We start from the raw sequence: 21,162 nt of genomic DNA on the forward strand, positions 1-21,162 counted from the left end.
CATGAAAATCAAAGCGTTAGCTATATCACTATGTTTATTTACTCTTCCGTTTGCAGCCTCGGCGACCTCGACGCTGGTTGAAAAAACCCAGCAAGAGCAACAGCTTCAAAAAGCCCATAATGCCAAGCGAGAAGCCGGTTTTAAGCTGACTGAGAAAGAAATCAAGCAGCAACGAGATGCGTTGATTGCCCAGCGTGATCAATTGCAACGTGAGACTCAGCAGTTAAGTAATACCTTCAGCGGCAATGAAAACAAGCTGGCTAAGCTGGAAGAGCAGCTACGACTCGAAACGGGTAGTCTAGGTGAGCTGTTTGGTGTCGTGCGCCAAACAGCCAAAGAGATGCAGGCTGAAATCAATTTTTCTGTAACCGGCGCCGATCGGACTACTTATCATGGTGTGGTTGAAGACATCGTTGATGCCAAAGCGCTACCATCGATGAAACAGCTGACAGGCTTGTGGCAAGGGATGACCGATCAGATCGTTGCCAGCTCGGAACTACGAGAAGTCTCGGTACCGTTTATCAATGGTGAGGGCTATCAGTCTGATGTAAATGCCTATCGCCTGGGTAGTATTGGTTTGATTGGCGAGCAGGGTTATCTGTCATGGGATGGTAAGCGTCAGGTTGCCAAGCCATACCTTAAACAACCAGAAAATGGCCCTGCTTTTTCAACGCTAAATACATTAACCCAATCAGGTCTGCAAGCTGCTGTAGTCGATCCGTCACGTGGTGTGATGCTTGAGCAGCTGGCCAATTCGCCAGAACTGAGTGATCGCATTGAACACGGTGGGGTGGTTGGAAAGATCATTCTTGGGCTTTTAGCCGTCGGTGGCATCATTGCCTTGTTCCGCGGTGCAAAACTGGTTGTAATTCGCCAGCAGATCAAAGCGCAATTGAAGAATCCTAGCCAACCTGGCAATAACCCGCTGGGGCGTGTGCTTGGTGTTTATAGCAAAGAGCAGAATCGTACTGTGGAAGCGCTTGAATTACGTTTGCTAGAAACCATTGTTGACGAACAGCAGGGACTGGAAAAAGGCTTGTCGATGTTGAAACTACTGGCTGCATTGGCGCCTATGCTTGGTCTGCTGGGGACCGTTACCGGGATGATTGAAACCTTCCAGGTGATCACCCAGTTTGGTAATGGCGATCCGACGGTGATGGCGGGTGGTATCTCGATGGCACTGGTTACTACGGTACTTGGTTTGGTCGCTGCGATGCCGTTATTGTTAGCGCATAATATTTTGAGCACTCAGGCAGATACGATTCGTAATATCCTTGAAAAGCAGGGGATTAGTTTAGTTGCTGAGCAGGCAGAAAAAGCAGGAAGCGCAGCCTAATGGGATCGAGTCTTTTTGAAGTGCCATTGTTACAAGCTGCGGGCTTCGAGGGCTGGTGGTTTTCACTGCAACACTTTATGAACCAGGGCGGCCAGATCCTATGGTGGCTGGCTGGTGTGGTTGTCGTGTGCTGGTTGCTGGTGGTTGAGCGGGTTATCTACCTGCTCGTTACCTACCCCAAGCAAAAGCAGCATTGGCTGGCGCAGTGGGACATGAGGCAGGATCAGACATCCTGGTATGCCCATGCACTGCGAGATGGTTGGCTCTGTGAGGCGCGGATTGCCCTTAATCAAAACCTGAACCTGATTAAAGTGCTGGTTGCTATTTGCCCGATGCTGGGGTTGCTCGGTACGGTTACCGGGATGATTTCAGTCTTTGATGTCATGGCGACTCAGGGGAGTAGTCAACCGCGCTTGATGGCGTCGGGAATATCGCTGGCCACCTTGCCGACTATGGCCGGGATGGTGGCAGCCTTGGCCGGAATGTTCGTTCACGCCCGCCTGTCAAAGGCCTGTCATCTGCGTGAGCTTAAGTTAGAAAAGTTATTAAGGAGTCAGTGATGAGACTGAGTCGTCCGTCCTCTGCCCGTGAAGAAGCCCAAGTCGATCTAACCTCGATGTTGGATATTGTTTTTATCATGTTGATCTTCTTTATTGTTACCAGCTCGTTTGTCCGGGAGTCTGGCGTCGAGGTTAACCGCCCTCAGGCAAGTAACGTGATAAGCCAGAAAGATGCAGGGATCTTCATTGCGATCACCTCGGCCAACGATATCTATATCGACAAACGGGTAGTGGATGTTGAGCGTGTTCAGGCAACACTGGAGCACCTTTTGTTGGAGCAGCCTGAGGCCTCTTTGGTTATTCAGGCCGATGAGCATGCCTATAACGGTACGGTAGTGAAAGTGATGGATGCCGCTAAAGGAGCCGGTGTACAGAAAATCGCATTGGCGGCGGAGAAGCGCTGATGCTGCGGTTACTTGTTGCGCTGCCTATTGCGCTGGCAATGGCATTAGGCCTGTTCACCTTTATGGCCTGGATGGTGGATAACGGCCATCAAGATGCACCAGAGGAAAAGCAAATGTTAGCTTTTGATATGGTGATGGTTGAGCAGGAACGTGAAGCCCAACGTCGTCAGCGGACTGTTCCTGAAAAACCGGATACCCCTGAGCCTCCGCCTGAGGCCGTACCGACGGCTTCGAAAACTTCCGTTACAGCCACGGCTGCACCGGCAATGCCGAATTTGGCGTTGGATACGGCAGTGACGGGGCTCGCCATCAATGTTCCTCAGTTCTCGGATTTTGGGGCCAATCAGCAGGCGATGCCGCTATACCGGGTAGAGGCGCGTTATCCAGCCCGTGCCCAGAAGCAGGGCGCCGAAGGTTTTGTGGTGATGTCGTTTACGATTGATCCGCAGGGCCGCCCGGCAGACATTAAGGTGATAGATGCCAAGCCGCGCCGACTGTTTGAAAAAGAAGCCATTCGCGCTTTGCGTAAGTGGAAATACCAACCAAAAATGGTTGATGGCAAAGCGGTTTCACGAATTGGTCAAACGGTTAGATTGGAGTTTAAATTACAAAAATGATGAAGAAATTCGCACTTGTTGTTGCTCTCATCTTGGCTACAAGCCCTGTTTATGCCGAGCTGTCTCAGTATACTGCCAGCAAGGTACAGCGGGCTCACAACCTCCAACAAGAAGAAAAGTTGGATGAAGCTATTCGACTACTCGCAGAGTTGTCGCCGTCCAAAGCCTATGACAAAGCCTTTGTGCAGCGGATGCTGGGGATTTTCTATTGGCAACAGGGTAGCCTGAACCAAGCCATTACGAATCTGTCGAGTGCCGTCAACAGTGGTTTGCTGCAAGATGAACAGGCATGGGTAACAGAGCGAATGCTGGCTGATATTTTGTTATCAGACGAACAGTTCAAGCGTGCCTTGCCGCATTATTATCAGTTGGCAAAAAATATTCCTGAGTCACAGAAGGCCGATGAGCTTTGGCTGCGGATTGCACAGTCTCACTATCAGGTGGGTGAGTGGGAGTCTGTGCTAGAGGCGATTAAAACCTACGAATCATTAAGTCGTGTCGATGATATTCAGCCGCTTACGATCAAGTTAGGGGCCCAGCTACAGTTGAAGAAGTGGAGGCCGGCATTGCCGACACTTAACCGCCTAATAGTCCTTGAGCCAAACAAGGTGGCATGGTGGCAACAAACCGCAGGGATCCAGCTACGACTTGGTCAATCAAAAGATGCATTGGATACTTTGGCGCTGGCCAAGCGTCAAGAGGTTGAATTAAGTCAGCAAGATTTGAAAACCTTGGCTCAACTCTATGCCCAGCGTGGCATTCCAGTGCGTGCCGCTATGCAATATGCGGAATTAAACCATGCCGATACCGACCCAGAGTTGGCTTCATCGCAGGCACTATATTGGCAAATGGCCAAGGAGTGGAATAAGGCGATTTCTGTATGGAGGCTTGCAGCCAAGCTGGATAATAAACATCGTTGGTCTTTGGCGCAGCTGCTGTTGCAAGAAGGGCATTACCGTGAGGCGCTTGCTGAACTCGACCACGTTGAACTTGACGGCCGCAAGGACGATGTCGAATTGGCTAAAGTAAGGGCTCATTACAAGCTAGATAATTTTGAGCAAGCCATTATTCACGCCAAGCGAGCCAACAATATCAAATCGACGTCTGCGTCCAAAAGCTGGATAAAGTATCTAAGCCAGATCCGAAAGATGGATAGTTGATCCTAGCAACAATTATCCCCTCAGTTTTACTTCATGTCCCATAAAAGCCTCTTTTTGAAAAGAGGCTTTTTATTTGAGAATAACGAAGAATCTCACAGCAATTATCGTTAGGAAATATAAGCTATAAGTAGTTACCATTAAATGGAACGCTTATGGATATCCCCATACGGAAAATGACTTGGAAGACGATAAGGCGGTAAAACCGCCAACTAACGCAATGCAAAGTGTGCAGTAACTCGTCTTTCTTATTCTAGGGGGCACCTATGTCTGTAAATGAAATACGTAACGTTGGTTTTATCGGTCAAAGCGGAGTTGGAAAAACGACGTTAATCGAACGTCTGTTGTATGAGTCTCAGTCAACAACACATCTTGGGAGCGTTAAGCAAGGGGATACAGTCACTGACTTTGACTCCCAGTCGATTCAGTATCAGCACAGTATCGAAGCAACGCCCGTCGCCTTAACCTGGCACAACCACCGAATGAATATTATTGACACTCCGGGCCTACCCGAACTGCTCGGGCGAAGCTTGAGTGTTTTTCCCGCCATAGAAACGACAGCCTTGGTGCTAGACGCCAACACGCCATTGAATCAAGTCTCTGAACGTTTGTTTGCTTTTGCTCAAGAGCAGCAAAAGTGCCAGATGATAATTATCAACAAGCTGGATCTGAATCCTCATCAGATTGGTGCACTTGTCTCGGAAATTTCAACACATTTTGGTAGTTGTTGTTTGCCCATCAACTTACCATCAGAAGATGGTAAAAGTGTCATCGACTGCTATTTCGAACCTGATGAAGACAGGCTGACCATGATTGACAGTGTATCTAGTGCGCATGAACGGCTTATTGATCAGGTTATTGAGGTTGATGAAGCGTTAATGGAGCTGTACCTGGAACAAGGTTCCGCGCTGTCACCGCAACAACTGCATGACCCATTTGAAGAAGCATTGCGTACCGGACATGTTATTCCTATCTGTTTTGTTTCCGCAGAAACTGGGGTAGGAACCGACCTGTTACTACGAACATTGGCTGAAATCATGCCAATGCCCGAGGAAGGCAACCCGCCATTTTTGGAGAAAGACGGTAAACAAATACAGGTAAACTGCGATCAGCTCGATCACAGTGTTGCCCATGTCTATAAAGTAAGCGTTGACCCTTATTTGGGAAAACTGGCGTATATTCGTCTTTTCCAAGGGGAGATCAATGCTGGCAGCCAGTTATATATCGGCGAAAGCAACAAGGCGTTTAAAGTTGGTCATTTGTATCAGCTTCAGGGTAAAAAACGGATTGAAATCAGTAGTGCCAAGCCGGGTGATTTCTGTGTGTTGGCCAAAGTAGATGACTTGTTTTTTGATTCAGTCATTCATGATTCCCATGATGAAGATGGTATCACGATGCGTACGCTGGCATTTCCAGAGCCCATGTATAGCTTGGCAATCCGGACAATAAAACGCGGTGACGAGCAAAAGCTCTCTGAAGTATTGCAAAAAATTGCGGCTGAAGATCCGACTTTGCGTCTTGAGCACCGTACGCGCACCAATGAAACCTTACTCAGCGGCCAGGGAGAGTTCCACCTTAAGATAGCCATGGAAAAGATGGAATCGCTGTATAAATTGAAGGTCGATGTTGCGCAGCCAAGCATTGAGTACTACGAAACGATCACCCAAGCGGCGGAAGGACGCTATCGTCATAAAAAGCAGAGTGGCGGCGCCGGTCAGTTTGGCGAAGTTCAGCTTAAAGTGCGCCCCTTGGAGCCGGGCACAGGTTTTGTGTTCGTCAATAAAGTGGTTGGGGGAGCGATCCCGACGGCTTTGATCCCTGCGGTAGAGAAGGGGATAAGACAGGCCGTGGATGAAGGGGCAATATCGGGCAACCCGATTAAAGATATTGAAGTCACGGTTTATGACGGTAAGTACCACTCGGTTGACTCGAAAGAAATAGCGTTTGTTATTGCCGGTAAGAAAGCCTTCTTGGATGCGGTAAACAATGCATCGCCTATTGTGCTGGAGCCAATTGTTGAGCTGTCACTGACGGTACCAACAGTCAGTGTCGGTGACGTAACCGGCGATCTGGCAGGGAACCGTGGGGTGATCATCGGTACCAATGCCGAGCCAAATAATCTGACTTCGCTCCAGGCAAAGGCACCGTTGAACGAACTTCAAGACTACTCGCAACGCTTGCGTGCAATCACCGGTGGGGAAGGGAGCTTCAGTATGACGCTGAGTCATTACGAACAGGCACCGACCAATGTCCAAAAACGGGTTTGTAACCAAAGCGAGGCGACGTGTTAAGCCCTGAATGAAATGCTTCGACGCACTCCCAGGTCCTGGGAGTGCGAATTGAAAGAGGTCAGAATAATAATCATCTATGATTGAGAAAAAGCTACAAGAAGCCAAGAAACTCTTAGCAGAAGTCGTTGGAGAATTGCATTCTCGAGGTTGCGAGTCTCGAAAGTTGAACCGTGCGAAGCAGTTTATGGCATGGATTGACTCGAATGAACTTTCCCTGAGTTTTTGCCAACGCAATTTGGTGTCGGTCAAAAAATATGCTCTGGATTCTCAGCACAAGGCCGTTACGCTGATTGAATACCGTACGATGCGTGAAGGGATAGAGGATGCGAGCTTTTTTATTTGCCCCAAGGAACAAGTTAGCTGTGAGTTTGAGGCGTTCATTACCTTATGCAATCATCACTTGCACCATTATCAAGAGTGGTCAATCGCTAACATGACACCAACCAATGTTCCTGAATTCGTCGATCAATGGTTGCTCCCTGAATTGCAAGAGTATGATTTTACCCCTCTGAGTGAAAACCAGATACAAGACGAAGTTAGCTGGATTACCGAGGAAATTATTAAGACGATAATGAATGAACGCTTTGCCTCGGAAAGGTTGGAATATCCAAGTCAGTGGGGTATTTTTGTTAATCGTCAGCTAGTCGCGGACTCTGAAAGCTATGTCTTACCTATTTCCGAGCGTTTTTTGTCTGGGCTCGCTTTGACGTTGCAATGGAATGACAAGTTAATGTTTTACGAAACCGATAAAGAGTATGTATTGTTTTCTTGGGCTACAGGTGCGTGACGTTGTTTTACACATTTATAAAGGCCCTCTCGATTTGTTTCTTTTTTGCCTGGCTAGTCGCGTGTGCACCTTCGCATGTTATTCGTCATACGGAAGCTTTGAGTCGCGATTATACCTACATCGATTTCAGCCGAAACCCGAAGCCGTTTCAGCATCAGGATATCGTAGGGGGAGAACATGAAAGCCTGTTTAAGGTTCTTGGTTTTCAAGGCGAACGCTTTTCCGTAGTGCTCAAATCTATTGATGGCGAAATTATGTATTTTGTCGATGGCGACCAGATCCTGATTAGTAACTATTTTGATAGTGCTGAGCAGAAGGAACGAGGTGAAGAGGTTGAGATTATAGGTCAGGATAGCTGGTTTATTATTTCTGTATATGCTCACCCGTATGCTGAATATCTATTAACGGTAACGAAACTATGAACGAAACAAAACGCCCTCTAGAAAGTAAACTTGATGAACTACAAGAGCTTTTTGAAGACTTGAACGTTGAACTTAGGTTCTATGGCTGCGATACCCAACACCGGCTTGTTCAGCATGCCGACGAGATGATTAAGTGGCTACGACAAAATAAGGCAAAATAAACTGATTCTGAAATGGATTATTATTAGGCTTGTATTTCGGCGCTTTGTCGTTGAACCTGTTAAGGTCAATTGCTGTTTGTTGGCTCCAGCTGTTACTCTTTTGTTGGTTTTATTCCCTTCAGAAACTTGAATAAATCACTTTCAGTGGATAATACCAGTGTTGTATTTTCAGTAATTATCGTACGGTAGGATTGCATGGTACGCGTAAACTCATACAAGTTTACAGCTTGTGGACTCTGGTTGTACGCCATTGCGTATATTTCGGCTGCTTTTGCGTCGGCTAAGCCTCGGATCTCTTCCACCTGCCGGTAGGCCTCCGATTGGATTTTGTTTAAATCACGAAGTCGATTACCACGGATCCGAGCGGCCTCACCATTTCCCTCGGAAAGGAAACGCTCAGCAATTTGGCGACGTTCACTAATCATGCGGTCATAAATCTTCGGCCTGACGCTTGCGTTGTAATTAATGCGTTTGAATCGAATATCCAATAACTCAATGCCAAAAACTTGAATTTTTTCTGCCGCGGCGGTAAAGATTTCTTCCTCAACTAACTTGCGACCTTTTTGAATCGGCACCAAGTTACTCAGCTTGCGCTCTGCCTCCGTCAGCATCTCTTCATGTAAAGGCTGTCGGTTTTTGGTGGTGCGAATAATTTCGATTAATTTATGTTTAGCGACCGCATTACGGGTTTCGCTGCCGAGAATATCGTTCAGGCGTGATTGGGCACTGTGCTCATCACGCAGACGGAGGAAGTACTGCAAGGGTTCCGTTATCCGCCAACGTGCGAACAAATCTACCGAAATATACAGTTTATCTTTTGTCGGCATGTCGGATGCGGCGCCATCCCATTCAAGTACCCGTTTGTCGATAGTGTTAACGTCTTGAATAAAAGGTGTTTTTACGTGCAGACCCGCCGTAGTCACAGGATCGCCAACCGGTTTGCCAAACTGGGTGATAATCACTTGTTCAACTTCACCCACAGTATAAAGTGCTCCTTTTATTGAAAGAGCAACAATAGCCAATATAACAAGGGCAACAAAAGGCTTCGCGTTTTTCATGGTTGCTCTCCCTGTATTGCATTGAGATCAAGGAATGGCAAAATACTATGCGTTTGTTCATCAATGATAATTTTTGAATGAATTACGGGCAAAATCTCCTGCATGGTTTCAAGATATATTCTTCGACGTGTGACTTCTGGCGCTTTGGTGTACTCGACTAACAAGGCATTGAACCTGGCGACATCACCCTGTGCTTCATTAATTCTTTTAAGCCGGTAACCATCCGCTTCACGGATACGCTGATCTTTCTCACCTTCCGCCAGTGGGATCACTTTGTTGTAATCTCTGCGCGCCTCATTAATGAGTCTTTCTTTCTCCTGCTGTGCTTGATTGACTTCATTAAATGATGCCTGGACGGGTTTGGGGGGATTAATATTTTTTAGCTGCACCTGGTCAATACTGATCCCCATTGCATACTTGGTCGTCAGTATTTGCATTTTAGCAAGCGCTTCCGATTCAATTTCTTGTCGGCCAATTGTAATAACCTCATCGACGGTACGATCACCAACCACTTCACGCATCACAGATTCAGATACATCACGTAGCGTTGCGTTGGGCGCTCGCACCTCAAACAAGAATTTAACGGGATCAGCGATGCGATATTGAACGACCCATTCGACTAACGCGGCATTTAAATCGCCGGTGACCATTTGGGTTTCTAAAGCGACGTTTTGAGTGCGAGGGATTAGATTAAGAGAGCTGGAACTTGGTGTAGTAAAGCCAAATTCTTGTTTTAACTGACGCTTGATAGGCACAATAATGGCGGTGTCGATGCCGAGCGGTAATTTGAAATGTAAACCCGGCGGTATCTTTTTAATGTATTTACCAAAGCGCTGTACCACGGCTACGGAATCGCTGGGAACAGTGTAGAAAGCACTCCAAAAACTCACTGCTCCAAAGAGCAGCACGACAAAAATGATAGCGCCACCAAGACTTACCTCGGGTAAAAATTTCTTAGTTTTGGCATAGCCTTTGTGAATAAGCTGACCTTTTACGGGAGGGGGCTTAGTCCAACGCTCCCAAGGATCGCCGGGAGCGTCGTTATCGTTAGGAGATGGCATAATATTGGCGCTTAATCGTGGTAAAAATTGTTTTCTCTCAATAAAGACTGGTCGGCTTTGGATGATTTTTCAAGATGGTATGGCAAACAACCCTACAGTTAGGCAGGGTTTTACTTTTCCCAATTCTAAACTAGCTTTATTAGGGTACTTATCAGCTCTATTCCCAATTTTTAGCCACAAATATCAACCAAAGGTGATGTAATGGCGATTGCAAAAGCGGTATCAGAATTCTTAACCAAAAAAAATGTTTCATTTGGAACTGTTGCTCACCCTAAATCATCTTCTAGCTGCGAGACTGCACACGCCGCGCATATTCCTGAAGACCATCTTGCCAAGAGTGTGCTATTGAAAGATGAAAAGGGGTACCTGTTGGCCGTGGTTCCGGCCAGCGAGTGGATCAGCCTTGATCGGTTGAACGACGAGCTAAACAGAGATCTCCAGTTAGTCCCTGAAGAAGAGATGGATCAATTATTTTCAGACTGCCAACCCGGAGCTATCCCTCCTTTAGGAGAGGCTTACGGCATTGAGACCATCGTGGACGATGCCTTACATGCATTATCAAAGGTGTATTTTGAGGCGGGTGATCATAAGCAGCTTATTCAAGTTAACAGCGAACAGTTTCATACTTTAATGAAAGGCCTGCGTCACGGCTATTATTGTAAGTCAAACTAGATAGCCAATTGACTTCAAGATCCGCAGTATAGAAGCCCCTTTTTAAAATCAAACAGGGGCTCGCCCGCTGGACTTACTCTACATCCGCATCTCGAGTTAGCTTAGGTATATGCCATAAAGTGATTTGTTTGATGTCTAGACATATCAAGCAAAAGTGAGGGTGACGACCGCACGAGTAATTGCCAACCTTTATTTGTGATAAATTATGTTTAGTTGTGACCAATTGTTACTGTGAATTTAGAGGGAAAGTTAAAAAGTAAGGTAAATAGCTATAGTCAACGCTTGCATTTAATTGCTACTATTCAGCCCCTGCGCTTAACACAACGATTACATTATAAAAACAAATGAATAAGAGGCAACAATAGGCATGTATCATTCCGGCCTCCTCGCATTGATTCATAATGCTGCGTTATTACTGGCAATGCTTTTTATCTACGATATGGCTACCAGCAGCCATCGTACCGAGCTTACCTCACTGAAGAGCGTACCAACTGGTCTGGCTCTGGGGGTGATTGGCATTATTATTATGCTCTCTCCATGGGAATATGCTCCGGGTATTATCATTGATACTCGCTCGGTACTACTTGGGATCTCTGGACTATTCTTTGGAACAGTTCCCACTTTAATTGCCATGGTAATGACTGCAATATTGCGTCTATTTCAAGGGGGGGAAGCCGCGATCGTCGGAGTGGGTGTGATCATATCTTCAGGTTCCATAGGAATTGCCTGGCATTATTATCGCCAGCGTCCGTTAACGGAGTTATCAGGCCGCGAGATTTATCTGTTTGGCATTGTAATCCATCTCGTAATGTTGGCGATGATATTTATTTTGCCCTGGGATAGAGCGCTGAAGGTGCTTTCTAGTATCACCTTGCCGGTTTTATTTATTTTTCCTCTTATCACTGTCTTATTGGGAATGCTGTTTACTCGCAGGCTTCAGCGTAAACAAACTGCAGATGCCTTAAAAGAAAGTGAGTTTTTATTTCGCTCCCAGTTTGATTTAGGCAACATAGGGATAGCTATCACCAATCCTGAGAAAAGCTGGCAGCGAGTAAACCCACAGGTGTGTGAGATGCTTGGCTACAGTCAGGAAGAACTACTTCAACTAACTTGGCCTGACTTAACTCACCCCGAAGATATGCCGGCTAGTTTGTACCAGTTTAACCGCATGCTAGCAGGTGAAAGCGATGGATATTCACTTGATAAACGCTTTATCCGTAAGGATGGAGAAACTGTTTATACCCACATGACTGTTGCCTGCTACCGAGTCAAAGGAAAAGTCCAGTTTGTGATTGCAGGAATACTTGATATCACCGATCGCAAATTGAGCGAAGAGTCGATGCAATTGGCTTCCTTGGTTCATCAAAATAGCAGTGAAGCTATGATTGTTACCGACAGTAATGGAAATATTATTACTACCAACCCTGCGTTTACTGTTATCACGGGTTACTCGCTTGATGAAGTCAAAGGGAAAAAAACAAAATTTCTACTCTGTCGACATCAAGATGAAAGTGTTTATCAAAATGTGCTTCACGCCTTACATACCACTGGTCACTGGCAGGGGGAACTCAAAAGCCACCACAAAAACGGCAAAACCTATATTGCCTTGCTGGCAATCAATTCAATTTATAATACAGATGGCTCGCTCCACCGTCAGGTTGCGCAATTTTCTGATATAACTGACAAGAAAAAATCCGAAGAGCTTATCTGGCGTCGGGCTAACTTCGACTCGCTTACCGGGTTAGCTAACCGACAGATGTTCCTTGAAAAACTGGAGCAGGAAAAGAAACGAGCACAACGTTCTGATACATTGATGGCCTTGCTATTTCTTGATCTTGATCGCTTTAAGGAGGTGAATGATACTCTTGGTCATAATATGGGAGATCAGCTGCTCAAAGATGTTGCTGAACGGCTTTGCGACTGTGTACGGGAAACCGATACGGTAGCGCGGCTGGGAGGGGATGAGTTTACTATTATTCTCGGTGAGCAGGAAAATCCACAGGGTGTCGAACGCGTTGCTCAAGAGATTTTGCGTAAGTTTTCTGTACCTTTCACACTAGGTGCCGAAACTGTCAATATTTCACCCAGTATAGGCATTTCTCTTTATCCGCAAGACGGAACCGAGGCCGGAACCCTGCTTATGAACGCAGATCAAGCTATGTATACGGCCAAGGCTGAAGGGCGTAACTGTTATTGCTATTTCACTGGACTAATGAAGCAAGAAAGACAGTAACTGCAAGAAATGACACCAGCGAATTAAGAACAATGATTAACAGCGTTGTTTAAATAAAAGCGCCACTCTGACGTAATAAACAGAATGGCGCTGCTTAAAATATCTACCCTTGCGCTTGGATAAAGTATTTTTCGTTGGTTAATAACTCGATGACGATATTAACATTGTTTTTTACTTGCTCAGACACTCGACCAGGGAATGCTTCCTCTAGCTTATCCAACTTGTCATATTCGGTATGCCAAATTTTGCCCCATTTTGTTTCGGTATCACGGTCACAAGCAGTCTTAGTCTCTGCATCATAACAATCCCACATTTGTGGGTTAGTCGTTTGTGAGTAGCCATCATATCCATACTCACCGTTAATATTAAAATTTGTGGCTTCTACATAAGCAATCGGTATTCCGGCACATGCAAAACCAGCATGATCAGACCATGAACCCGTCTCTCCCTCTGGATAACCTGCAAGGGCGGGGTGGATGATATATTTATTATCCTCACCAATGACATCGATAGAAGCTTGTAACATGGCGTCACGAATTGTCGTTTCTTTATTGTAATTCGACTCATCAAGCCCTAAAGATTCGCACTTGGATTTATACTCATTATAATCCGAATGGGCTGCATGAACGTAAACGATATCCCCTCCACCAACGGTGTCATAGTTAATCATGCTTATAACGTTATCTAGCTCGCCGTTCGCAAGGGCATTTTTTACGTAGTGCAACGAACCGTTCAGGCCGTTCTCTTCAGCGCCAGGGAGTAATATACGGACATTGTACGGCAGGTCGGTGGTTTGGAGCTTTTCAGCGATTGCGATTGCGGCGGCTAGACCGGCCCCGTTGTCGGTTGCACCTAATGAGCCATGATCTGAACCGGTGGAATCATAGTGGGCGGATAGCAAAATTGTTTTATCCTGAGCACCTTTTTTTTCAACAATATAATTGTTAGAAATAAATGTGGTGTCGACACCTTCAACTTTTTTAACGTAAGTAAAAGGTTGAACCAGTACATCATAGCCAAATCCAGTTAGCTTATCGTATATCCAATTACCGGTTTGAATTTCTTGTTGTGAACTTGCTTCTCTGGCTCCGATGCCTGTTGTTTCGTCAGCTATTTCGGTCAAGTACTCCATAGCTTTGACGCCATAGTCAATTTCTACTGTTTTTTCATCATCGGTGCTGTTATCACTATTACAACCTGCAAGAGTAATAGCTATTGCCAATGCCGAGTAGCAGAATATACCTCTTCTCATGATCGTACCTCTTGTTTGTATTGGTTATCAATATAGGTGCTGGTTTATTATCTTGAATAACTGGCAATCAACTGTGATATCCATCTAGGTTTTATCTTAGATTTGAAATTTATTACTAGACTGCGTCAGTCGTCACTATTTTGAGTGGTTGCACTTTTTATAAGTAATTATTATTAAGTGAAAATGTATTCAGTAAATATTCACGTCACTTTAAATTTATAGGGTGATTTAAGGTTGCCTGAAGAACTAATATAATAGTAAACGGTGTGTATGGATGAGTAAAAAAGATACTTGGTTTGAAGTTATTCAGGTACTCATCAAAATTATTTTCATTAGCTAGAAAGCCACATTTTTTTGCTGCTTCCTTCAGCGAAAGAAAGCTATTCAATTGATATCTATAAGGCTTGTTTACGAGGCTTCCTCATTATTGATTGTTCCATCATTAGGGCGGTTTATTCAGATGTTCTTAAAAGTCACCTGTCAATCACGTTACGCAAGCGGTTTCCCATATTTAATTAAGGGAAAGTTGATGTTCACCTCACTTTAGAGAAAAGTACCTTACTAATATAAGGGTAGTAATTTTCTCTAAAACGCGAAAGGGAGAGCGGTTTAAGATGAAAAAGTTATTTCTATTAATTCTTTTATTCTTAATTACGTCGCAATCCGCGCAGGCGGCTTACTGTACCGACAGAAACTGGGACAAAGCATTAGAACTCTTAAGCAAGTACAGAGGCAGGTATGACGATAATGTAGATAGGTATAATGAACGTATTAAACCTTATAATGAATTTGAGTTTGTGTCAGGCCGGATTTATACAACAGTAATTAATGACCTCGATTTTTATGATCTATTAAAGGATAACGGCCAAAAAGCGGCCATTGAAGCAGAAAAATTCAATAGTCTTAAAAAACAGGTGAAAGTTACAATAAAGGGCCTCAAGAATGCCCGAGATGTCTGGAAGAAACTCGCGGACTATTGTTACGACGAGGACTTTTACGAAGATTATAAGTTGGGTCGGAGTAATATGCGCCTTTCGGCTGACGCACTAAAAGATGCGGAAGATCTGAGAAAGGATATTGATCGTTTGCGAGAAAAGTACGTTAAAGAAGTTGAATTTATCAGCCATCTCAAATTGTCGGACGAAGCACGGGTGTTAAAAGGGCAGGCGCTTACGTGCGATGAAGCGAGAGATAAGACAAAGCGTGTGGAGATCAAAAGCAATGGGTCTACCATTGTCTACGAGAACTTTCTTGTAGCTAAGCATCATTCCAAAATTGATCACTCTTTGAATATAAAAAAAGAACCTATCGCTCGAACTTTGTTTTTTGATACACGCAAAGGCGATGCAGATGATGTGAAGAATATAAACGCGAAAATTAGTACTTTTACTGTACTTATTAAGACGATGGAAGAGGTCATTAAAGGCAGTCGAAATAGGCTTTTTGCCGAAGGACGCGATGGTGAGATTCTTGCTTCTTGGTCTAAATCTAATAGAACGGCTTTACCGATAGAATTAACCAAAGAGAAAATGGCTGTAGGCTTAGCTATTACACCATCTGAAGCCCAAATAATCCAAAAACAAGCAATTCAGGCTAGGTTACAGGTAACCGAGCTTCGAAAGTTATTTGCCGTACAAGTTAACTCAGACAAAAAGCAAGGCAAGTCGATTTCTATTGCCTTCAATGACATCTGTGATGAAGTTGACAAAGCTGGCAAGATCGTAGCTCCCGTCAATGGAAAAGAGGTGGCATTTACCCTTACGTGTTGGGAACCAGAATTAACGGGGGATAGTTACCGTATAGCAACACCGAGTAATAAAAAAGGAATGAATTACCTTGTTTCAGAATTTAAGAAAAAAACTTGGGTAACCGTAGTGTTGGAAAGCCAGAACAAACAGCATGAAGTGCAGTTTTGGGCCAATGGTTTTACCCGCTCATGGAATGCACTTTGATCTATACCATTTTAGTTTCTTCGCTTACCGGGAGTGTTTATATTGATCATACAATCCTTCCATGTTCAAAACAGCTGATGTGATCAGCCAGCTTTTTTGTTTGCTGTGCTGAATGGGAAACCATAACTATGGTATACCGTGTAGCCAATTGGATAATGAGTTCCTCGATTTGAGCGGTCGTTTCAGGATCCAATGAGGCAGTAGGTTCATCAAGCAGCAAAATTTCGGGTTCAAGCGCCAGAGTGCGGGCCAGACAAAGACGCTGTTGCTGTCCGCCGGAAAGAGAATTAGCCGGCATGTTAAGGCGGTCTTTGACTTCATCCCAGAGTGCGGCCTGGTTGAGGGCGGTATAAAGCTTTTGTTGTGCACCCTGACCCTTCAGGCCACGCACAACTTTAAGTGGTAGTAGCAAGTTCTCCTTTATCGTGCCGGGTAACAACTGCGGGTGCTGGAATACCATGCCTACCTTCCGGCGTAATTCTGGTAGTTGCTGGGCTTTAATAGCGTGAACAGACTGCATTGTTCCATCAAGTAACAGTTCTATTTTCCCGCGTGTTTGGCAGTTTTCGAAACAATCATTGAGGCGGTTGAGGGCTCGCAGAAAAGTCGTCTTGCCTGAGCCTGATAGACCGGTAAACACGTGGATTTGATTTTTATAAAAGTCGACACTCACGTCTGAGATAACCGGTTGGGAGCCAAAAGAAATGGTGAGATTGGAAACCTTACCGGCAAATTCTGGCGGTCGTTTTAATGTCATACTAGGTTCTCCATGACGGTGTTCGTGGCAATAGTCCGGCCACAGAAAAAATTGCGGCAGTGAGGCACAGAAGGGTTAGCGCAGCACCAAAGGCCATTTGGAGCTCTGAATCACTTTGGTATTGGGCACTGTAATAGAAAATAGTAAATGGCAGTGCCTCATAGCGCTCAAATACACCGCTGGGCATGCCTGCGTTGGCAACAGCGCCCGTCATCATAATAACGGCGGTATCTTCGGCTGCTCTGCCCATCGCCAACATGACGCCCCCAATAATTCCTTTAGTCGCTTGTGGTAGCAGTACCGTACGCAAAGTCTGCCAGCGTGTCATACCGAGCGATAGCGCCGTTATCTCAAGCGAAGGGGGCAAGGCTTGCAGGGCCGTTCGGGTTGCGACAGCTAAATAGGGAATGATCAACATTGCGAGGCTTAACGCAGATAAAAGTAAGCAGGTATTGGCTGATGGGAGTAACCAGTTGCGCAGAAATAGGATTAAGGTAAACCCGAACAGCCCCATCAGGATCGAAGGGATACCAGCAAGGATATCAATGCCTAGCGCAAGGATGGTTTTGAACCGTGAACTCGAGCTGGTTGCCAGCCATATCCCTGTTGCGAGCCCAGGCAAGAGGGCTAGTGATAAGGCGCTGGCCACAACCGTAATAGTACCAATGCAGGCTGGCCATATCCCGTCCCATATGGGTTCGAGCCCAAGTAGTCCTTTGATGGGGTCGGTATCACCGAAAAATAGCGAAAGACTGAGAGTGGGCGCGCCTCGGTTTATAATAAAACCAATGAAAAAGGTCAGGCATACCAACAGTCCGATTGTGGAGCCTAAGCACCAGAGGTGAAATAATCGTGCCTTCATTCTGCGTCACCTTTGCGTGCATTACACTGCGCGTGTTCCATTCTTCTGATCAGCAATGTAACAGTGACACTTATCGCAAGTAACAACAGGCCGGCAGCAAACAGAGAGTTATAAGCTGCGCTGCCGTTTTCAGTTGCGAGAACCAAGCCTATATGGGCTGTTAAGCTCCGGACTGAGTCAAATACGCTGCCAGCCGGCTGCGGGGCATTTCCGGCCAACATTAGTGGGAGTAGGGTATCACCAATAGCCCGGCTAAAGCCCAATAACGCAGCAGTGGTCATCGCTTTGGTCGCGTTAGGTAGGACTAAGTATAAAACTGTCTGTGTATCGGTAAATCCCATGGACGCAGATGCTAGGCGGATCTGGTTTGCCAGCGGTCGGCAGTGAGTGTCTAACATCATCACCATAACAGGCAAAATCAATAGTACGACCATTACTGCAGCGGCGAGCAGGCAAAAGCCTGAACCACTCCGAAAGGTTTCACGTAGTAACGGAACAAGTAAAAAAACAGCTGCAATACCATAAACAACCGTCGGGACCCCGGCCATCAGTCGGATCACTCGCCGGATCCAAACTGCCATTTTTTGATAGCGATTCAACAGGCAAAAACCTGTGATGCCAACGGCAACAGGAAAAGCCAGTGTCAGAGCGATTAAACCGATCAGCCCGGAACCGATGATCATAGATAAAATGCCATATTGTCCTTGCTCTGGCATCCAGATCAGCGATAAAACTGGTGTCTCAGTATTAATGAAAACGGGCAAGGCAAACCAGAACAAAAAGCCGAACAATAACAGCATTAGAACAAATACTGTGGTAACAAGTGCCAGCAGTATTCGCTCTGTCGTGATAGGGGATGTCATGGGTTATTTATTGCTAACTGGAATATATCCAGACGCGCGTATATATTCAGCACCCTGCGGACTGTAGATAAAATCAATAAATTCTCGCACCAGTCCTTGAGGCTCGCCTTTGGTATTCATGTATAGCTTGCGCACAATAGGGTATTCGCCAGATGCACAGGCTTCATTGGTAGGTTGGACATTATCTAGAACTGGCGCTTTAACCATGCTGTCTATATAGCCGACGCTACTGTAGCCAATGGCACCAGGATCGCGTGCGATGGCTGTCTTCATTGCGCCATTAGACGGCACAACATTGGCGTGATTGACCATCGGTGAGTTGTGAAGCAATTTTTTTACAAAAACGGCACGGGTACCACTGGCCTCATCTCGGGTGAAAATGTTGATAGCGCGATCATTTCCGCCTAGAGACTGCCAGTTGGTGATTTTGCCTGCAAAGATATCGGCCACTTCTTGCTGGGTTAATGCTTGAATTGGATTTGACGGATTGATGATGACCGCAACGCCATCAATAGCGAATGGGAACGAGATCAGCCCGTGTTTTGCTTCACTCGGCTTCAATGGTCGGCCGGTGTTTCCAATCTCAACCAGGCCTTTGGCCACTTGTTGGGCGCCTACACCAGATCCTCCTCCCGCGATTGTGATACGGATTTCGCTATTGGCCTTCATAACAGCCTTGGCGGCTTGTTTCATAACCGGGATATGCGCTGTTCCCCCTGCGATATTGATCGTTCCAGAACGTCCTTTGAAACTGTCTAGATCAGAAGCCTGACTGATAGCCGGAATAAAACACAGGCCACAAACAAGCAACCGGATAAAACCAGATTTGAGTCGCATAAAATCACCTTTTTGTTGGAACTGAAGCACAGGGAAAGCATCACGGATGTATCCGGTGCCGATTTTGAACGTAAAAGATTACGCCTACCGAGCGGACAAAACAATATGTACTACAAATGAAGTGTGATATTACTAATTGATTTAAATCACAATTTTAAAAGGTGTGGGAGTGAGAGCGGTGCTTTAGTCCACTATTGCGAAAGCTAATCCAAATGTGAAGAGGCAGTTATCCTGGAACCTTAGGTTAACACCATTTGTTATATCGGGGATGAGTTAGAAGATGCCATAAGGCTCTCGAAATAAACAGATTGCAAGGAGAGCTGATATAGGCTTTCTTTCGCTCTGCGCTTTCGGAAAATCAGTGTTCCTAAACGAGTCAGCGTGCCTCTGCTGACTCGGGGTTGTCCAGAAACTACTTAGGGTGATAGCTCTAAAGCTGGCTTACACAAAGATAAGCTAGCAACTCATGCTAGCTTTTATCCTCTTCTTACAACTTTGGCTGGTGGCTATCTGATTGGTCATAACCCAGACTTTCCGCCTTTATGCCTTCCTAGCCACACCACCAGTTGCTACCTGTGCTTTACATAAGTAAACAATGTAAATGTGATGCCAATGCAAACGATTATCAATTAAATTGCTTGGCATTACATTACCATCGATTTTGCTGTGTTCACTCATGCTGTTAAAGAATAAGGCTGTTCAAATTTGGGCTCGTCGCCTGCATATCTACATTTCAATGGCGCTGTTGTTAGTGGTGCTGTTCTTTTCAGTGACGGGTATTACATTGAATCGCCCCGAGTTTTTCGTAACCAGTGAGCCGACAGTTGATGAGGTTGCTATTCAGTTACCTAATGCGCTAATAGCGTCAGGTTCTCGTGAATTCGTGCCAGATGAAGAGCAATTAGTAGCATTTCTTACCGAGCAAGCCGAGATTTCCGGTAAACCATCTGATGTTGAGATATTTACTGAAGTTGAAAATGGCGAGCTGCTAGAAGGCGAGATATCGCTGAATTATAAGGGGCCAGGTTTCAATGCTTCGGTGTTTATCGATCTGACAACTCAAGAAGCGGTTGTTGAGAAATCGCACTACGGCGTAATCGCTGTTCTTAATGATCTGCACAAAGGCCGTAATAGTGGCGAGGTGTGGAAATGGTTCATCGATATTACCGCGCTATTGATGGTCTTTTTTGTTTTGACCGGTGTATGCCTGTTATTTCCCAAGAAAAAAACATTTAGCACATCCCTAAAGTGGACGGCGGTGGGCTCGCTGGCAACCTTACTTATATTTATTTTTGCTGTTCCTTAACGCTCAGCTGTATTTGTTTTTAAAAGGATTTCTCATGACCTTTATTTCAAAATCGCTTCTGGCTATGTCAGTGGCATTACCGCTGGCGTTTAGCGTGAATGCGAAGCCCATTCCTGAAACTGCCTCCATGGATGTTGAGTTCGAGTTACCTAAGATTCAAACCTCAATGTACGCACGGCCATATGTCGCGGTATGGATCGAAGATGCAAACCGAAAACCAGTGCGTACGGTTCAACTTTGGGTAGGCAAGGATGAGTGGCTGAAAGATCTTCGTAGCTGGTGGCGGAAAGTCGGTCGCTATGACCGCGGTTTGGTTGATGCGGTGACATCGGCTACGCGTCCTGCTGGCGAATACCGCTTTGTTTGGGATGGTCTTGACGACGGCGGCAAGCGGGTAGAGCAGGGGGAGTATACCTTCTACGCTGAGGTTGTTCGTGAACATGGTGGCCGAAATTATATTCGCCAAAAAATGACGCTAGGCGAATCGACATTTACTCACCAGATCCCACCGACCAAAGAGACTGGCTCTATCACGTTAAGTTATAACGTTCGTTAGAGCTGATAAACCGTGCTG

General features: G+C 45.6%; 21 protein-coding genes. 14 read left to right on the plus strand and 7 right to left on the minus strand.

All coding sequences use genetic code 11. The annotated features are described in order from the left end of the window. The first annotated feature begins 1 nt into the window (after window position 1). The 9 genes from MD588_RS23280 to MD588_RS23320 all read left to right on the plus strand — a co-directional run bounded on the left by MD588_RS23280 (window position 2) and on the right by MD588_RS23320 (window position 7,735). Window positions 2-1,336 carry a MotA/TolQ/ExbB proton channel family protein gene (locus tag MD588_RS23280; RefSeq protein WP_265700219.1) on the plus strand — a complete coding sequence of 445 codons (1,335 nt, stop codon included), beginning with the start codon at window positions 2-4 and terminating at the stop codon, window positions 1,334-1,336. Continuing rightward, a complete protein-coding gene (locus MD588_RS23285; protein WP_407676605.1) occupies window positions 1,336-1,896 on the plus strand; it encodes a MotA/TolQ/ExbB proton channel family protein in 561 nt (186 codons plus the stop codon). Before MD588_RS23280 ends, MD588_RS23285 begins: the two co-directional genes overlap by 1 nt. Continuing rightward, the gene (locus MD588_RS23290; protein WP_265700220.1) at window positions 1,896-2,300 is read left to right on the plus strand and encodes an ExbD/TolR family protein; all 405 of its coding nucleotides are present in this window, start codon (window positions 1,896-1,898) and stop codon (window positions 2,298-2,300) included. Before MD588_RS23285 ends, MD588_RS23290 begins: the two co-directional genes overlap by 1 nt. After that, the gene (locus tag MD588_RS23295) at window positions 2,300-2,917 is read left to right on the plus strand and encodes an energy transducer TonB (protein WP_265700221.1); all 618 of its coding nucleotides are present in this window, start codon (window positions 2,300-2,302) and stop codon (window positions 2,915-2,917) included. Before MD588_RS23290 ends, MD588_RS23295 begins: the two co-directional genes overlap by 1 nt. Beyond that, entirely contained in the window at window positions 2,914-4,077 is a 1,164-nt protein-coding gene (locus tag MD588_RS23300) for a tetratricopeptide repeat protein (RefSeq protein WP_265700222.1), read from the plus strand. The genes MD588_RS23295 and MD588_RS23300 overlap by 4 nt, the downstream gene beginning before the upstream one ends. A gap of 263 nt (window positions 4,078-4,340) precedes the next feature. After that, window positions 4,341-6,365, plus strand: coding sequence for an elongation factor G (fusA, locus tag MD588_RS23305; RefSeq protein WP_265700223.1), 2,025 nt, complete (start codon window positions 4,341-4,343; stop codon window positions 6,363-6,365). A 76-nt stretch (window positions 6,366-6,441) separates the two neighbouring features. Next, window positions 6,442-7,152: a hypothetical protein gene (locus tag MD588_RS23310; RefSeq protein WP_265700224.1), complete on the plus strand. Its 711-nt coding sequence runs from the start codon at window positions 6,442-6,444 to the stop codon at window positions 7,150-7,152. A 2-nt stretch (window positions 7,153-7,154) separates the two neighbouring features. After that, a complete protein-coding gene (locus MD588_RS23315) occupies window positions 7,155-7,574 on the plus strand; it encodes a hypothetical protein (RefSeq protein ID WP_265700226.1) in 420 nt (139 codons plus the stop codon). Continuing rightward, the gene (locus MD588_RS23320) at window positions 7,571-7,735 is read left to right on the plus strand and encodes a hypothetical protein (RefSeq protein WP_265700227.1); all 165 of its coding nucleotides are present in this window, start codon (window positions 7,571-7,573) and stop codon (window positions 7,733-7,735) included. Before MD588_RS23315 ends, MD588_RS23320 begins: the two co-directional genes overlap by 4 nt. Before the next feature lie 92 nt (window positions 7,736-7,827). Here the strand turns inward: MD588_RS23320 and hflC are convergent, their stop codons facing one another. Beyond that, window positions 7,828-8,793: a protease modulator HflC gene (gene hflC, locus MD588_RS23325; RefSeq protein ID WP_265700228.1), complete on the minus strand. Its 966-nt coding sequence runs from the start codon at window positions 8,791-8,793 to the stop codon at window positions 7,828-7,830. After that, window positions 8,790-9,854 carry an FtsH protease activity modulator HflK gene (gene hflK, locus MD588_RS23330; protein ID WP_265700230.1) on the minus strand — a complete coding sequence of 355 codons (1,065 nt, stop codon included), beginning with the start codon at window positions 9,852-9,854 and terminating at the stop codon, window positions 8,790-8,792. The genes hflC and hflK overlap by 4 nt, the downstream gene beginning before the upstream one ends. A 201-nt stretch (window positions 9,855-10,055) precedes the next feature. Between hflK and MD588_RS23335 the strand changes: the two genes are divergently transcribed. Both MD588_RS23335 and MD588_RS23340 read left to right on the plus strand, forming a co-directional pair. After that, window positions 10,056-10,526: an aminoacyl-tRNA deacylase gene (locus MD588_RS23335; protein ID WP_265700231.1), complete on the plus strand. Its 471-nt coding sequence runs from the start codon at window positions 10,056-10,058 to the stop codon at window positions 10,524-10,526. 367 nt (window positions 10,527-10,893) lie between these two features. After that, complete coding sequence (locus MD588_RS23340; RefSeq protein ID WP_265700232.1) at window positions 10,894-12,759, plus strand: diguanylate cyclase domain-containing protein; 1,866 nt, start codon at window positions 10,894-10,896, stop codon at window positions 12,757-12,759. A gap of 103 nt (window positions 12,760-12,862) precedes the next feature. Here MD588_RS23340 and MD588_RS23345 read toward each other — a convergent pair whose 3' ends face one another. Next, complete coding sequence (locus MD588_RS23345; RefSeq protein ID WP_265700233.1) at window positions 12,863-14,011, minus strand: M28 family metallopeptidase; 1,149 nt, start codon at window positions 14,009-14,011, stop codon at window positions 12,863-12,865. A 614-nt stretch (window positions 14,012-14,625) separates the two neighbouring features. Between MD588_RS23345 and MD588_RS23350 the strand changes: the two genes are divergently transcribed. Continuing rightward, the gene (locus MD588_RS23350; RefSeq protein WP_265700234.1) at window positions 14,626-15,963 is read left to right on the plus strand and encodes a hypothetical protein; all 1,338 of its coding nucleotides are present in this window, start codon (window positions 14,626-14,628) and stop codon (window positions 15,961-15,963) included. A gap of 46 nt (window positions 15,964-16,009) precedes the next feature. Here MD588_RS23350 and MD588_RS23355 read toward each other — a convergent pair whose 3' ends face one another. Genes MD588_RS23355 through MD588_RS23370 form a run of 4 tightly spaced genes read right to left on the minus strand, consistent with a single transcriptional unit; the run spans window position 16,010 to window position 19,282 of the window. Continuing rightward, the gene (locus tag MD588_RS23355; protein ID WP_265700236.1) at window positions 16,010-16,720 is read right to left on the minus strand and encodes a phosphate ABC transporter ATP-binding protein; all 711 of its coding nucleotides are present in this window, start codon (window positions 16,718-16,720) and stop codon (window positions 16,010-16,012) included. Window position 16,721: 1 nt separating this feature from the next. Beyond that, window positions 16,722-17,582: a PstA family ABC transporter permease gene (locus tag MD588_RS23360; protein WP_265700237.1), complete on the minus strand. Its 861-nt coding sequence runs from the start codon at window positions 17,580-17,582 to the stop codon at window positions 16,722-16,724. Then, window positions 17,579-18,445, minus strand: coding sequence for a PstC family ABC transporter permease (locus tag MD588_RS23365; protein ID WP_265700238.1), 867 nt, complete (start codon window positions 18,443-18,445; stop codon window positions 17,579-17,581). Before MD588_RS23365 ends, MD588_RS23360 begins: the two co-directional genes overlap by 4 nt. Window positions 18,446-18,448: 3 nt before the next feature. Then, window positions 18,449-19,282, minus strand: coding sequence for a phosphate ABC transporter substrate-binding protein (locus MD588_RS23370; protein ID WP_265700240.1), 834 nt, complete (start codon window positions 19,280-19,282; stop codon window positions 18,449-18,451). Between the two features lie 676 nt (window positions 19,283-19,958). Here MD588_RS23370 and MD588_RS23375 point away from each other — a divergent pair. Then, window positions 19,959-20,588, plus strand: a complete 630-nt coding sequence (locus MD588_RS23375; RefSeq protein ID WP_265700241.1) for a PepSY-associated TM helix domain-containing protein — start codon at window positions 19,959-19,961, stop codon at window positions 20,586-20,588. Between the two features lie 34 nt (window positions 20,589-20,622). Then, window positions 20,623-21,144, plus strand: a complete 522-nt coding sequence (locus MD588_RS23380; RefSeq protein ID WP_407676606.1) for a DUF2271 domain-containing protein — start codon at window positions 20,623-20,625, stop codon at window positions 21,142-21,144. Window positions 21,145-21,162 lie beyond the last annotated feature (18 nt).

It is taken from the genome of Photobacterium obscurum, assembly GCF_026191635.1.
In the GTDB taxonomy this organism is placed as follows: Bacteria; Pseudomonadota; Gammaproteobacteria; order Enterobacterales; family Vibrionaceae; genus Photobacterium; species Photobacterium obscurum.